The following is a 13,151-nucleotide window of genomic DNA, read 5'->3' on the forward strand; positions in this document are numbered from 1 at the left end:
CCCCCCCCCCCCACGACAGGGGGAAAACTGTAACCCATGTATCCGGTTCAAAGTGTTACCCATCTATCAACTGGACAGCCTTCACAAAAGATTTCGCCAATGATCGCGTTTCGGAATGGCCTGTTCTCCGGGAAGTGTCCACTTGTAATAGACGATGGATTTGCTAAATGTAGTTGCGTGCAACCACAATGGAGGCAACAGCAGTGAAACACATCAACATTCGCGAAGCCAAGGCCACTTTGACGGCTCTCGTCGATGCCGCCGAGGCCGGCGAACCGATCACGATCACGAGGCACGGCAAGCCAGTGGCCGCTATCGTTCCGATCGAAGAAGCGAGGAAGATTTACCCCGAGAAGCCCAGCCTTGCGGAATACCTGCTGTCGTTCCCCGGTTGGCCCGAGGGCTTCGAACCGGAGCGCGACCGCACCCAGCAAAGCCGCGAGGTTAACCTTTGACCTCATACCTTTTCGACACCTCGGTGCTGTCGGCGACCGCGCCGGGAAAGCCTCCGCTGCCCCCGAATGCGGCAGCTTGGCTATTGCAGCAGACGGGCAACTTGTTTGTGCCTGCCTTTGCCCTCCACGAACTTCGGAGAGGCATCGCCAAGCTCGACCGCTCGGGTGCAACAGCGAAGGCTCTGACGCTAATGGCGTGGCTGCAGGGCATCATGACGGACTACAGCGCGGAAATCTTGCCGATCGATGCGGCGGTGGCGTTGGAGGCAGGCCTCATGGAAGACGCCGCCACAGCCGCAGGGAGTCATCCAGGGCTGGCTGACATTCTCATCGCCGCGACCGCTAAAGCGAACTCCTTGACGCTCCTGACTGGGAACCTGAGACACTTCCAGCCCTTAGGAGTTCCTTGCCTCGATCCACTGACGCTTTGACGGAGAAGAGATCCTAAAGGGGTCTGCTGCGGCTAGCCAAATCCGGCTGCGTAATCCGCATACCTCAAATGCGGGATGAGCGCGTCCAGGCTCCGTCTCGGGATAATTGAAGTCCCAATGCGGCGGCGGGCAACGGTTCGTCACATGCTTGTCACGTTTGGTGATTCGATTTCGGTCGCGTGATGTGAAAGACTTCGTTTTTGGCCCGACTTTTTTCACCATCGGGCCCTGTTTGCCGGAAACCACATGGTCAACAGTGAGTTTAAAGGTTCGATCAGGCACATAGCGATCGACCGGGAGGAAACAATGGATCGCCTGCAATTCTTTACGCCTGTGCGTATTTCGCGCGGGCAGGAAAGTCCTGCCGAAGAAATTGATAGCGTAGCCGAAGCGATGGAGTTCTTGCGTAGATGGCCAGTCGGCCGGCGTGGGCCAGTCTACCAATGCGCGGTAAATTGCTGCTCCGCGGCTCTGGCGGGCCGGATGTCGGCAGAGGAAGCAAGGAAGGCTTTTACCGGATTCGCCCGCATCACGCGCCTGCTCGACGAAGACATGGCACTGCCGATAGGCGGCGGCAATCTTGATAGCGTTCATGCGCTGAGGCGATGAACATTCCTGTTTGACCCGTGCCAGTAACGGGATGTCGGCAAGTCACAGCACCTCGAAAGTCACTGTACCTGGACCGGGGCAGCGAAGACGTAGCCAGCGCCCCGCTCGGTGACAATGAGTTTCGGCTCGCTCGGGCTGACCTCGAGCTTGCGGCGCAGTCGCAGTATCTGCACATCGATACTGCGGTCAAACACCTCTTCGTCGTGACTCCTGCTGGCGGCGAGAAGCTGCTCGCGGCTCATCTTTCACTGACCCCCTGATTTGGACTGCACCGGTATACGAGGCGCGGTGAATTGCTGCTCCGCGGCCTTGCGGACTCTGCGGCTCACGGGCCTGCTTTGAGGAAAGCCCGGGCAAACCCGGGTTGCGCTGCTTCTATCGTTCCATCGGGCAGCTTCAAAAGCCGGTCGATTGCGATGCCGTAGAGCCGCAGCCGATCATCGAGCAGTCGCGCCGCCTCGTCGATATTGCCCTGCTCGGCCTTCAGCAGGGCGCGGTGCATTACATCCCGAAAGATCAGCCGCAGCTGCAAGAACATCTCGGCGAAGGCTTCCGGGTCGGGCACATCGAAGATGCCTTCGTCGCTGCCTTTCCTGAGCAGATCGGTAATTATCGGCATGGCCAATTCCCTGGCCGCCTGGTCGACCCGATGGAAGAGGGCAAGGTTCTCGGGCCGGAACAGGACGAAAAATGTCTTGCGCATTTGCGGGGCAAGCTCGACGTTCAGCCGCCGCGAGCCGGCAAACAGGGCATTGAGCCGGCCAAGCCCATCGAGTGAAGGATCGTTGAGCACCGGCTGCAACTCGGCGAAGCTGTCGCGGGCGAGACGTGTGGCGAGCGCCTCCAGCAGGGCCTCTTTCGATGCGAAATAGTGGTAGAACGCGCCCTTCGACAGGCCGGCCTGGCGGATGATGTCGTTCACCGTCGTGTTGTCGTAGCCGCGCTCGAAGAAAAGCCGCTGGGCGCAGTCGAGGAGCTCGGCGGATCGTATCTCCGGCGGCTTTATCACTCGGGGCAAATCGAACCTCACAAAGTGCAGGTGGAGCAAGAGGAGCACGAACCGGAGCTTTATGCAACTTTTATAGACCGACGGTCGGTCTAGTGCTATTATCTGTCACCGCAGGACATTCGGATTCGATCATGAAGGAGAGTCTCTTGCGACGGATACGCTGGACGGCCAGCATCGTTGTTGTCGCGGCCGCGGCTGCTTTCGGCGCCTGGTATCTGTGGCAACCGGCCAAGGTTTCGCTGGTGACGCCACAACGCGGCGACGCGGCGGAAATCGTTTACGCGAGTGGCTCCGTCGAGCCGCGAACCTGGGCCAAGGTAACTCCGGTGGTTCGCGAAAGGATCGTCGAGCAATGCAATTGCGAGGGATCGAGGGTTGCACAAGGCGACGTGCTCGCCAGGCTCGACGACAGCGAGGCCCGGGCCGTGCTTGGCGAACTCGAGGCCCGTCAAGCGCTTGCCCAGGAAGAGCTCCGGCGGCTGAAGGTGCTTGCCGAAAGGCGTGCGGCGAGCCAGCAGGCTCTCGATCGTGCGCAGAGCGAGCTCGGCCAGATCGAAGCGCTGGTCGCCGGACAGAAGGCGCGACTTGACTCCTACGTGTTACGCGCGCCGAGCGCCGGCGTCGTGCTCAGGCAGGACGGCGAGGTGGGTGAGGTCGCCGAACTCGGCACGGTGTTATTCTGGGTCGGCGAGCCGAAGCCGCTCCTGGTGGTCGCCGAGGTGAACGAGGAGGACATACCCCGGGTCGAGGTCGGCCAGCGCGCGTTGCTTAAATCCGACGCGTTCCGCCAGCAGAACCTGGAAGCGGTGTTCGACAGCATCACACCCAAGGGCGATCCGGTGACGAAGACCTATCGCGTCCGTTTCCGCCTGCCGGACGATACGCCGCTTCGTATCGGCATGTCGACCGACGTGAACATCGTCATCCGCGTTTCGAAAAACGCGCTGTTGATCCCATCCGTTGCTGTGGACGGGAATAAGGTGTTCGTCGTCGAAGGCGACAAGGCCTGGCGACGTGAAATCCGAACCGGCATTCGCGGCACCAATGGCATCGAGGTTCTGTCGGGGCTCGATGAGAAGGCTCGCGTCGTCTCGCCCTATCCCGCCGACCTCACCGACGGCGCGCGCGCCAACATCACTGGCGCCCAGGAGCGATGAAGCAGGATGCCGCTCATCTTCGACATCGCCCTCACGCACATTGCCGGCCGCGGTCGCCAGACGCTGGTTGCCGTGATCGGCGTTGCGGTCGGTGTCGGATTCTCCATTGCCATGGCGGCGCTGATGCAGGGTGGGCAGGACGATTTCGTCAGGCAACTCGTCGACACGATGCCGCATGTCGACATCACCGACGAGCAGCGCACAGCCCGCCGTCAACCGGCCGAGGATGCTTTTGCGACTGTGGCGATTTCCGGGCTCAGGCCGCGCGACGATCGCCGCGGCATCATCAACCCGACCGCCGCGACCTCCTGGCTGGAGAGCTGGATTCCCGGTCGGTTCGCGGCAAGCCTCAAAACGAAGGGTGTGATCCGCTTTTCCAGCCGCGAAGTCGGCGCGGCGATCATTGGCATCGAACCGGAGCGCGAGTCCGGCGTGTCGCCGATTGTCGGAAACTTCGTCGAAGGCAGCTTTTCGGCGCTTGCCGCGGGCGGCAATAACGTGCTCATCGGCGACACGATGGCGAGCCGGCTCGGCGCCGGGTTCGGCGACACGATAACGGCGGTTTCTGCCGAGGGACTGTCGCGCAACTTCAAGATCGCCGGCCTGTTCCACACCGGCACCACCGCGCGCGACGAAGGCGAGGCCTATGTGCTTCTGAAAAACGCGCAGATCCTCTCGGCGCGTCCGAACGCCATCAACGAGATCCGCATCAAGCTCGACGATCCTGACCGCGCTCCGGCGGTGGCGCAGCGTGCCGAGGCCGAACTGGGCTACAAGGCGGTGGCGTGGCAGGAGGCCAATGAATCGATCCTCGAAGCGCTCGTCGTACGCAACGTCATCATGTACACCGTTGTCGGCGCGATCATGCTGGTCGCTGGCTTCGGCATCTACAACATCATCTCCACCATCACGCACGAAAAGGCGCGCGACATCGCCATCATGAAGTCGCTGGGCTTCCCGGAGTCCGACATGCGCCGGCTCTTTCTGCTGGAAGGCGTCGCGATCGGCGCTGCCGGCTCCGTGCTCGGCGGGCTGCTCGGCATCTCCATGACCTATGCGCTGTCGCTGGTGCGTTTCGAGATCGCCGCGACCGGCCAGGAGATGACCCGGCTGCCGATCGCCTGGAGCTTGATGCACTACGTCATCGCGTCGGCTTTCGCGCTGGGCTCGGCGGCAGTGGCCGGCTACCTGCCGGCGCGTCATGCGGCGCGCCTGAACCCCGTCGAGATCATCAGAGGCGCGTCATGAGCGCACTCATCGAGACCGAGAAACTCACCCGCGTGTTGCCCGAGACGGTTCCCGTCACGCTGGTCAAGGACATCACGCTGGCGATCAACGAAAGGGAATTCGTCGCCGTCACGGGTCCCTCCGGCTCCGGAAAATCGTCATTGCTCTACCTGCTCGGGCTGCTCGACCGGCCGACCGCCGGGACGTTGACAATAGGCGGCCGCGACGCCGAGCCGATGAATGAAAGGGAGCGCGCGCGGACCAGGCTTTCGATGCTGGGCTTCGTGTTCCAGTTTCATTTTCTGCTGCCGGAGTTCACGGCCCGCGAAAATGTCGAAATACCAATGCGCAAGCTTGGCCGGCTGGCGCGGCCTCAGATGCGCGAACGGGCCGGTGAGCTGCTTTCATCCCTGGGGCTCGGCGAACATCTCGACAAGCGGCCCGACCAGCTCTCTGGCGGCCAGCGTCAGCGCGTCGCGGTGGCACGCTCGCTCGCCAACGACCCGCCGCTTATCCTCGCCGATGAGCCGACGGGGAGCCTCGACAGCAAGAGCTCGGAGCAAGTCTTCGCAATTCTTGAGAATCTGGTGCGCGAGCGCGGCAAGACCGTCGTGGCAGTTACGCATGATCTCGACATGGCGGCGCGCATGGATCGCCGCATTCACATCGTGGACGGGAAGATCGGCTGAACCGGAACCAATCGGCGTTGATGGGATTAGCCATGGCGCGAGCCTGTCTGATGATCACCGGGATCGCGATCAGGACACCCACGCCGCGCCGAAATTGGCCTCGAGCCAGGCTATTGCCTGGGTCACGTCGTCCAGAACATAGCTTGCAGCCGTCGGTCCGCGCGGCTTCACGCGGATAGAGATGCCGCTGGCCTCGTTTATTGCCTCGAAACCGTTTTCGTCCGAAGTGTCATCTCCGAGGAATACGGGCCGCCGGCCGGCAAAGGGCTGGATTTCCATGAAACGCCGGATGGCAGCTCCTTTGACGGCTTCCAGCGGCATGAGTTCCACGCCAGCGTTTCCGGCAATCACGCGGTACCCCCGCGGAAGCTGCGTCAATGCTTGTTCGACAAGCTGCGTTGCCCGGGCAAGCAGTTGCGGCGCAGCGCGGGTATGGATGGCCAGGACTGGCCCCTTGCGCTCGACATAGACCTTGCGTCCACCCAGTTCGGCCTCAATCTCGTCGGCAAGAGCCGCGATATCCGCCGGAGCGTCGGCAAGGTCGACTTGACCGTCCGCCGTTAACCGATGCTCGAGGCCGTATAGCCCGGCAACGCGCAGTTTCAGGGGATGAAACAATCTGTCCGCGGCAGAGACCGAACGCCCGGTGATGAAGGCGAGGGCGCCGCCCAGCCTTCGCTCGATATCTCCGAGAAGCTGACGCAGTTCATCACCGACGAAGACAGCGTCGGGATGAGCGGCATGTTCCAGCAAGGTGCCGTCGATATCGAGAAAAAGCGCCCATTGCCCTTCCGGCAGGTCGGGGGCCAGCGGCAGTCGAAGGTCCGTCACGACGCCGCCTTTCGTGCCCGCTCGAAGATGGAAACGACGTTGTTGCTGTTGGATGGCCGCTCGCCGTTGCCGGTCACCCCGCGTTTGCGAAGGCGCGCAGCGTCCAAGAGCATGCTGCCGGCCCAGCGATACACATTATTGTCGCGGATCATCTCGCGCATGGGCCGCATGCGCTCGCGCTGCTCGTCCGGCGTCATGGTCAGCGCCTGCAGCAGCGCCTCGCCCATCATGGTCGCATCATAGGGGTTGACGATCAGTGCCTCCAGCAGTTCGCGCGAAGCGCCGGCAAAGGTGCTGAGCAGCAGCACGCCCTGTTCGTCGTCGCGCGCCGCGACGAATTCCTTGGCCACCAGGTTCATGCCGTCATGCAGGCTGGTGACCATGCATATGTCGGCGGCGCGATAGATCTCGTAGACCTGCTCCTGCGAATGATGTTCGGCGAGCATCAGGACGGGACTGTAGTTGTCGCTGCCGTAGCGCTGGTTGAGCTCTTCGGCAGAGCGATGGCATTCGTCATGAAGTTGCTGGTAGACCGGCAATGTGCCCCGGCTGGGCGCCGCCACCTGCAGGAAAACCACTTTGCCTACCCATTCGGGATATCGCGTGAACAATTCGTCCAAGGCGTGAAAGCGATCGGGAATGCCTTTGGTGTAGTCGAGGCGCTCGACGCCGACGCACAGTTTGACGTTCGCAGGCAGCCCGAATCTTTGGCGCACACGGGCACGGCATTCCTCGACGGCCGGCAATCTTGCCAGCAGTTCGGCCGGCCATTCTATGGAGATGGGGTAAGCGTGGACCAGAGTCGTTTGCCCGCCATAGGAGATCGCCGCGTCCGCCCGTTCTATCCGGCTTTCCAGGATGCGATCGACGCTCTCGGTGAAATTATTGGCATGAAACTGCGTATGGAAGCCGATGATGGAGCTGCCGAGCAAACCTTCCAGGATCCGTTCACGCCATGGACAGATGCTGTACACTTCCGAGTTCGGCCATGGGATATGCCAGAAAGTAATGATGATCGCCTCGGGCAGGCGCTCACGGATCATGCGCGGCAAGAGCGCGAAATGGTAGTCCTGGACCAGCACGATCGGCCGCTCGTTGCGCGCTTCGGCAACCACCGTGTCGGCGAACTTCCGGTTGACGGCTTCATAGGCCTGCCAGTCCGACGCCCGAAAAATCGGGCGGGTGAAGGCGATATGACAAAGCGGCCACAGGCCTTCATTGGCGAAGCCTAGATAATAGGCCTGGTATTCTTCCTCGCTCAGCCAGACCCTGCGCAGCGTGTAGGACGGATTGCCGGGCGGCACTTCAACCCGGTCGTTCTCATCGACGGTAAGACGGTCCGCTGTTCCGCCGCCATACGCAATCCAGGTGCCGGCACAGGCGCGGGTGATCGGCTCAAGTGCCGAAACCAGCCCGCTGGCCGGCACCAGGAGCTCGATGCCATCATTCCTGGTGTTGTGGATGTAGGGCTCGCGGTTGGATACGACGATCACCTGCGTCTCCGGCAGATCGTCGGCCAGGATCTTGCGCAAGGTGTCGGGCGACCATGTGATCAGCGCTGCATCGGCCGAGTGGCCATTCTTTTCAAACTCCCGCAGCACCGTGCGAGCCGCTTCCGAAGCCAGGTCATCGCCTGAGGAGGATGCGGCCGCAGGTATGTGGCGCCGGCGGGATATCGAGAACACCAGGGCAACAGCGGAAAGGCCAAGGCTTGCAATGATTAGAACCCAGAGTACCTCTGTGCCAAAGTCTGACATGGGAACAACGATCTTCTCCGGCCGGTCGGTGGCCCTTTTGATTGTTTTTCGAAACTCGCAGCCGCCAATCAGCTGCCGTGCGTCGGAACGCTCGGACGGGCCATCGGTTCCGCTAATTGCAGCCCGGCGGCTGGTTCCATGCGAAAAGCCAAACTAGGTCCGCACGATGAGCGGCACCAATCCCTCGTGCCGGTCGGCGAGAAAGGCGACCACCCTGTCGCCGACACGCTGGAATGTCAGATCCACCTTCCTGGTGCCAACGCCAAGATGCCTCAGCGTCAGCGTGTCGATGCCGATCGGCAGCCTGGGACGGGTGACGTGGATTTCGCCGTCCCAGCCATCGATCTCGAGACCGAGGCAGGCCTGCATCAGCATGAAGGCAGACCCAGCCGACCATGCCTGCGGCAGGCAGGCGACGGGATAGGCGATCGGCGCCTCGCCCGGCGCGCGGGTAAAGCCGCAGAACAGTTCGGGCAACCGCATGTTGAAGTGGACCGCCGATTCGAAGGTGCTGCTCATCAGCCGGATCACGTGTTCACGCTCGCCAAAGCGTGCCAGACCGGCGCCGCAAATGGCGGTGTCATGCGGCCAGATCGAGCCGTTGTGGTATGACATCGGGTTGAAGAACACAGCATCGTCGGCGAGCGTCCTCAGCCCCCAGCCCGAATGGAAGGACGCCGAAAGCAGCTGGTCGGCGACCATCTGCGCCCGTGCCGGCGCGGGGAGGCCGACATAGAGAAGGTGCCCGACATTAGACGTCCGCACCTTGCAGGGCTCGCCGGCGCCGTCGATCGCCAAGGCATAGAAGCCGAGATCGTCCAGCCAGAAATGGCGCTCCACAGCGGCGCGCATGGCTTCGGCGCTGCTCTCCCAATGATAGGCCCTGTCGATCTCGCCGCGGCGGCGGGCGAGCGCCGCCAACCCCCGGAACGCGGCAAAGGCATAGCCTTGCACCTCCACCAGGGCGATCGGTCCCCTGGGGGTTCGGCCGTCGGCATGGAAGACGGAATCGTGGCTGTCCTTCCATCCCTGGTTGGCGAGGCCCGACTCGGCGGCACGCTGATAGGTGACGAAGCCGGTCGGCCGGCTTGCCTCCTCGGTCCATTCAGCCGCAGCGCAGAGCGACGGCCACAGGCTGTCGACGAACGCCATGTCACCTGTACGGTCCGCATAGGCGCAGGCGAGGTGGATGTAGAGTGGCGTCGTGTCGACACCGCCATAGTAACGGCCGAAGGGGAGCTCCCGCAGCGCCGCCATTTCGCCTTTGCGGGTCTCGTGCATGATCTTGCCCGGCTGCGAATCGCTGAACGGCGATGTCTCAGTCGCCTGGTGCTGGGCAAGGAAGGCCAGCACGCCTCGCGCCAGGCCCGGGTTGAGCCACAGCATCTGCAAGGCGGAGATCACGCCGTCGCGGCCGAACGCCGTCGAAAACCAGGGGATGCCCGCATAGGGGTAGGGTCCGGTCGAAAGCTCGGTGGTCAGCAGCGCCACATCGGCGCGGGCACGCTCGACCCAATCGTTGAAGACGCGCCCGGAACTGTGCACCGTAGCACCGTGGCGGCGCTTGGCCCGCATGCCGAAGCGAGCCCGGGCCGCGGCGGCGCGGAAACGATCGCGGTTCGGCGTTTCCGCCATTTCGGGACCGACTTCGACATACAGCATCTTGCGGCTGCGCCTCGTCACGGCAATCAGGAAATCCGCACGGTCGCCCGTCAGCTGGTCTGGCGCCTGCGAGAACGATATCGCCGACATCCGCGCCAGCCCATCCAACCCGTCGTAGCGAAGCAGCACGCAGGTCGCATCCGTCTTGGCAGCATGGGCCATGCCGCGCTTCGGCCTTGTCGAGCCGCGCACTTCGAACATGTCGCGGAAATCGGCGGCAAAATGCAGCGAAACGCGGATGGTCGACTGTTCCTGGCTGTAGTTGGAAAGGGTGATGCGTTCAAACAGCCGGTCCTGCCAAAGCAGCCTGACGCGCTCGATATGGATCGCGCCCTGCGGAATGTCCCGGCCGCGGACGCTCTGCATCGGCAGATTGGTCAGGTTGGAGGTGAAGAGCACATTGTCCTGGCTGAGCGACGCACCGAGCAGCGATGTCTGCCGGTCGCCGACGGTCAGCCGGAATTCGGAAAGCACTCGCGTGTCGTCACGGAAGAAACCGTCGCCGGCGCCGCGGATATCGCCGTAGGCGTCGGACACGGCAAAACAATCGCCTTGCTTGAGGGCGAACAGCCGATGCGGCTCTCGAGGTGCGGTAGCGTCCAGGGACGCAAGCGCTACCGAGGGATCAAGCCTGCGCTCGTCGAGTTGGGCCATTCTCTACATATCCCTCTCGTTTCGCCCCCCCGAGGTAATGCCGCTCACGACGCTCTTGCTTCGGTCGAGGCGCCGATCAGGCGCGCATAAACGGAAACATAGTCGCGGGTCATTCTTTTGGCAGAAAACCGCCTTTCGAAGACAGCTCGCACCCTCCGCCTGTCGAGCCGCAGCAAGTCGGGCACCGAGGCAACCGCCCCTTGCATGGAATCCACGATAAAACCGGTCACGCGTTGATCGACGATTTCCGGCAAGGCGCCGGATTTCCAGGCGATCACCGGCGTGCCGCAGGCCATCGCTTCTATAACGGCAAGACCAAACGGCTCCGGCCAGTCGATCGGGAATACGAGGCCGGCCGCGTTGCCGAGGAATTCCGCCTTCTTGTCTTCCTCGATCTCGCCGACATAGTCGACACGATCGCCGTCGACCAGCGGCTCGACCATGTTGCGGAAATATGCCCGGTCGTCGTCGCCGATCTTTGCTGCAAGCTTCAGTTTCAGCCCCGAGCGCAGCGCGATCTCAATGGCACGATCCGGACGCTTGTCGCGCGACATCCGGCCAAGGAAGGCGAGGTAGGGCTCCCCTGGGCTCGGCTCGAAAACCGCCTTGTAGAGTTCGGTCGGCAGCCCGTGGTGGATCGTCGCCAGCCAGTTGGCGTCGGCCAGCCCCGTCCTTTGGCTGCCGGACACGGAGATCATCGGAAAGCGCGGAAAACGCTCATAGGCCGGTGCCAGATCGACATAGTCGAGCCTGCCATGCGGCGTCGTCACCGTCCGCTGATGGATGTGCTCGAAGAAGGAAAAATGCAGGAAATGGCTGAGGTGGAAGTGAATGATATCAAATTCGTGAGCTCGTTTCCTCACCTCGGAAAGCATCGAAAGGTGCGCGGCTGTCTCGGACTTCAGCGGGCTTGGGTCAAGACGCAGCGCACGCTCGCGGCACGGCACCAATTTTGCCGAGGTCTTTGTATCGCCACTGGCGAACAAAGTTACGTCATGGCCCAGCTCGACCAACCCTTCGGTCAGATAGGAGACAATGCGCTCCGTGCCTCCATAGAGCCGAGGCGGCACGGATTCGTGGAGCGGCGCCACATGGGCTATTTTCATAGACTGGCATTTCCCAGAAAGATCATCGCTGATGTCGAAATGCACCACTCCCCCGAACGTTCCGCAACGGCAAGAAGTCGGGCGATGACTGGCGATTCACCCAGCCGGCGTTTTTGCCGGGAACCAATTGGCTGGCCGTGAATTTAACTAGGTTCGATCGAACGCATCGCGATCGACGGGAGGAAAAGATGAATCGCCTGGAATTCTTTACGCCGGTGCGAATTGCGCGCGGGCACAGAGAGCCTGTGGAAGAAATCGACAATGTCAGCGAAGCGATGACGTTTTTGCGCCACTGGCCGAAGGGTAGGCGCGGCCCGGTGTATCAATGCGCGCTGAACTGCTGCGCTGCGGCACTGGCAGGTCGGATGTCTGCCGAGGAAGCAAGAAAGGCTTTTAAGGGCTTTGCCCGGATCACCCGGCTCCTGGATGATGACATAGCGCTGCCGATACGCGGCGAAAAGATGGACAGCGCATACACGCCTCGGCGATAGACGCCAGCGCTCCCAGGTGCCAGTTTGCCGACCGGCCCAGTTGGCGAGCAGCGTCACCGCGACAGCGGCGATCTGCGTCGGTGCGCAGGATGCCTGGGCGCCTGGATCCAGGCCGACCCCAAAATCATGGCAAGACCGAAATCCGCCCCAGAAGAGCCACCAGTTCCGCCTGACGTCTCGTTTCGGTCTTGGCGAACAGCGAGGCAAGCTGTGAGCGGATCGTGGTGCGGCTGAGCCGCCAGCTGCGGGCGATCTCCAACGGCGCATCGCCCTGAGCCAAACGCAGAGCCAGATGCGTTTCCGCGCTCGTCAGGCCAAACATCCTTTGCAGTGTCTGAGGGTTTGGCCCCGACCTGTTCACACGGCCAAGCAATGCCACGATGCTCGTTCCATCGGGGGCGATAAGACCGTTCTCTTTCAGTACCACCGGCCTGTCACCTGTGCTGCGGATCACCACCCAGGAAAGGGAGCCGGGCAGGAAAGGCGCCGGGACGTTTGCGACCAGCCGCCTTAGGGCTGCCGAAAGCACACTGGCTGTATCAGCCGCTTCGCCTTTGTGCTCCAGAGTGGGGCGCTCCGGCGTGGGGCGCTCCAGCGTGGTTAGAGCGGCCGCGTTCCATTCGATTACTTTTCTATCGCGGTCTAGTACGAGATAGCCACAGCCGAGGCGATCAAGCATGCCGGTGACGGATTCCAGGCTGCGTCTCCTTGGTTCGTCGCCCTCTGTCTCCGGCCGATCGGATGCACGAGCTGAAGGATAAGCATAGGAGGGCCGCGTCACCTGCGCGTCAGGGTTATACTTGGTTCCTGTCGTGATGTACCGGTCGCCCACAACGGCATCACTGTATCTATCGATCATAGCCATTTTTCAACCTCCCCAAAGGTCCATCAGCCCGTAGTAACTTGCCCGGGATTTACGAACAGTCTTCTTGCGCAGGGCTCGCAAAAAATGCGCTCCCTACTGTCTTGAAACTCGTTATATTCTGATGAGTTCTGTTCGCCCCTGTTTGATAAAATGCGCGCTGTGATAGTGGTATGGCAATCCCGCAGTCGGACTAGGTTGTACGTTTTTT

General features: G+C 62.1%; 13 protein-coding genes and 1 pseudogene. 7 read left to right on the forward strand and 7 right to left on the reverse strand.

What is annotated here, in order from left to right:
* Positions 1–203: 203 nt before the first annotated feature.
* The 3 genes from AC0L2M_RS29395 (at position 204) to AC0L2M_RS29405 (ending at position 1,495) form a co-directional block, all read left to right on the forward strand.
* On the forward strand, positions 204–455 hold the full coding sequence (locus AC0L2M_RS29395) for a type II toxin-antitoxin system Phd/YefM family antitoxin (RefSeq protein ID WP_023798583.1): 252 nt from the start codon (positions 204–206) through the stop codon (positions 453–455).
* Entirely contained in the window at positions 452–886 is a 435-nt protein-coding gene (locus AC0L2M_RS29400; RefSeq protein ID WP_128172423.1) for a type II toxin-antitoxin system VapC family toxin, read from the forward strand. Before AC0L2M_RS29395 ends, AC0L2M_RS29400 begins: the two co-directional genes overlap by 4 nt.
* A 306-nt stretch (positions 887–1,192) precedes the next feature.
* Positions 1,193–1,495, forward strand: a complete 303-nt coding sequence (locus AC0L2M_RS29405) for a DUF982 domain-containing protein (protein WP_473536651.1) — start codon at positions 1,193–1,195, stop codon at positions 1,493–1,495.
* 59 nt (positions 1,496–1,554) lie between these two features.
* Here the strand turns inward: AC0L2M_RS29405 and AC0L2M_RS29410 are convergent.
* Positions 1,555–1,737: pseudogene (locus AC0L2M_RS29410) on the reverse strand (winged helix-turn-helix domain-containing protein); the annotation flags it as partial.
* Between the two features lie 83 nt (positions 1,738–1,820).
* Positions 1,821–2,504, reverse strand: coding sequence for a TetR/AcrR family transcriptional regulator (locus AC0L2M_RS29415; RefSeq protein ID WP_473536652.1), 684 nt, complete (start codon positions 2,502–2,504; stop codon positions 1,821–1,823).
* A 131-nt stretch (positions 2,505–2,635) separates the two neighbouring features.
* Between AC0L2M_RS29415 and AC0L2M_RS29420 the strand changes: the two genes are divergently transcribed.
* Genes AC0L2M_RS29420 through AC0L2M_RS29430 form a run of 3 tightly spaced genes read left to right on the forward strand, consistent with a single transcriptional unit; the run spans position 2,636 to position 5,577 of the window.
* Positions 2,636–3,661, forward strand: coding sequence for an efflux RND transporter periplasmic adaptor subunit (locus tag AC0L2M_RS29420; RefSeq protein WP_473536598.1), 1,026 nt, complete (start codon positions 2,636–2,638; stop codon positions 3,659–3,661).
* Between the two features lie 6 nt (positions 3,662–3,667).
* Positions 3,668–4,909, forward strand: coding sequence for an ABC transporter permease (locus AC0L2M_RS29425; RefSeq protein ID WP_473536599.1), 1,242 nt, complete (start codon positions 3,668–3,670; stop codon positions 4,907–4,909).
* Positions 4,906–5,577 carry an ABC transporter ATP-binding protein gene (locus tag AC0L2M_RS29430; RefSeq protein ID WP_473536601.1) on the forward strand — a complete coding sequence of 224 codons (672 nt, stop codon included), beginning with the start codon at positions 4,906–4,908 and terminating at the stop codon, positions 5,575–5,577. Before AC0L2M_RS29425 ends, AC0L2M_RS29430 begins: the two co-directional genes overlap by 4 nt.
* 69 nt (positions 5,578–5,646) lie before the next feature.
* Here the strand turns inward: AC0L2M_RS29430 and otsB are convergent, their stop codons facing one another.
* From otsB to AC0L2M_RS29450, 4 genes are all read right to left on the reverse strand, one after another.
* Positions 5,647–6,408: a trehalose-phosphatase gene (otsB, locus tag AC0L2M_RS29435; RefSeq protein WP_473536602.1), complete on the reverse strand. Its 762-nt coding sequence runs from the start codon at positions 6,406–6,408 to the stop codon at positions 5,647–5,649.
* On the reverse strand, positions 6,405–8,165 hold the full coding sequence (locus tag AC0L2M_RS29440; protein ID WP_473536603.1) for an alpha,alpha-trehalose-phosphate synthase (UDP-forming): 1,761 nt from the start codon (positions 8,163–8,165) through the stop codon (positions 6,405–6,407). Before AC0L2M_RS29440 ends, otsB begins: the two co-directional genes overlap by 4 nt.
* A 153-nt stretch (positions 8,166–8,318) precedes the next feature.
* Positions 8,319–10,481 (reverse strand): amylo-alpha-1,6-glucosidase, encoded by a 2,163-nt coding sequence (locus AC0L2M_RS29445; RefSeq protein ID WP_023798574.1) that lies wholly within the window; start codon positions 10,479–10,481, stop codon positions 8,319–8,321.
* A 44-nt stretch (positions 10,482–10,525) separates the two neighbouring features.
* Positions 10,526–11,587, reverse strand: coding sequence for a glycosyltransferase family 4 protein (locus AC0L2M_RS29450; protein WP_023798573.1), 1,062 nt, complete (start codon positions 11,585–11,587; stop codon positions 10,526–10,528).
* A gap of 188 nt (positions 11,588–11,775) precedes the next feature.
* Between AC0L2M_RS29450 and AC0L2M_RS29455 the strand changes: the two genes are divergently transcribed.
* Positions 11,776–12,078 (forward strand): DUF982 domain-containing protein, encoded by a 303-nt coding sequence (locus AC0L2M_RS29455; RefSeq protein WP_023798572.1) that lies wholly within the window; start codon positions 11,776–11,778, stop codon positions 12,076–12,078.
* A gap of 124 nt (positions 12,079–12,202) precedes the next feature.
* On the opposite strand, the gene AC0L2M_RS29460 is transcribed toward AC0L2M_RS29455, so the two are convergent.
* A complete protein-coding gene (locus tag AC0L2M_RS29460; protein WP_023798571.1) occupies positions 12,203–12,943 on the reverse strand; it encodes a helix-turn-helix transcriptional regulator in 741 nt (246 codons plus the stop codon).
* Positions 12,944–13,151: the final 208 nt, after the last annotated feature.

Source organism: Mesorhizobium sp. WSM4806, from assembly GCF_055811635.1.

Coding starts and splice junctions, on each gene's coding strand:
- AC0L2M_RS29450 (WP_023798573.1), bottom strand. CDS start 11,587: ATGAAAATAGCCCATGTGGCGCCGCTCCACGAATCCGTGCCGCCTCGG.
- AC0L2M_RS29420 (WP_473536598.1), top strand. CDS start 2,636: ATGAAGGAGAGTCTCTTGCGACGGATACGCTGGACGGCCAGCATCGTT.
- AC0L2M_RS29440 (WP_473536603.1), bottom strand. CDS start 8,165: ATGTCAGACTTTGGCACAGAGGTACTCTGGGTTCTAATCATTGCAAGC.
- AC0L2M_RS29425 (WP_473536599.1), top strand. CDS start 3,668: ATGCCGCTCATCTTCGACATCGCCCTCACGCACATTGCCGGCCGCGGT.
- AC0L2M_RS29430 (WP_473536601.1), top strand. CDS start 4,906: ATGAGCGCACTCATCGAGACCGAGAAACTCACCCGCGTGTTGCCCGAG.
- AC0L2M_RS29405 (WP_473536651.1), top strand. CDS start 1,193: ATGGATCGCCTGCAATTCTTTACGCCTGTGCGTATTTCGCGCGGGCAG.
- AC0L2M_RS29460 (WP_023798571.1), bottom strand. CDS start 12,943: ATGGCTATGATCGATAGATACAGTGATGCCGTTGTGGGCGACCGGTAC.
- AC0L2M_RS29445 (WP_023798574.1), bottom strand. CDS start 10,481: ATGGCCCAACTCGACGAGCGCAGGCTTGATCCCTCGGTAGCGCTTGCG.
- AC0L2M_RS29455 (WP_023798572.1), top strand. CDS start 11,776: ATGAATCGCCTGGAATTCTTTACGCCGGTGCGAATTGCGCGCGGGCAC.